This is a genomic window from Staphylococcus pettenkoferi (assembly GCF_002902685.1).
In the GTDB taxonomy this organism is placed as follows: domain Bacteria; phylum Bacillota; class Bacilli; order Staphylococcales; family Staphylococcaceae; genus Staphylococcus; species Staphylococcus pettenkoferi.
Genome location: NZ_PPRN01000105.1, coordinates 1 through 344, shown reverse-complemented (window position 1 = coordinate 344; position 344 = coordinate 1). Strand labels below are relative to the sequence as shown.

General features: G+C 31.7%; 1 pseudogene. It reads right to left on the bottom strand.

Features of this window, described 5'->3' with window-relative positions:
- Positions 1-241, bottom strand: a pseudogene (locus CD126_RS12260) (ISL3 family transposase); the annotation flags it as partial.
- Positions 242-344: the final 103 nt, after the last annotated feature.

Genomic DNA, 344 nt, shown 5'->3' with positions numbered 1-344 from the left:
CTAAATATGCAGGGCGTTCAAATACTAACCCCATATAAACGCTCGTCTTACGAGAACCATGTTTAATAATAGTTTGATTCTCATTTTGTGCTCCGCATAAATCACAACTTTTTGCCTTGTAGGTTAAATCACCTTCATAAAATATACACTGCGACTGTTTATAAAAGTATAAACCTAGCTCTCTCGTAATTCTTAAATTCTTCACTTTAATTCCTAGAATATGTGATATATCATTACATATAGGCACAATATCTCTCCTTTTTAGTTTGTTGTGGTACTTACTATTATAGAGATATTCGTGCCTTTTTTGGTGTATAAAGAAAATTAACGGCTAGTGATTTTTT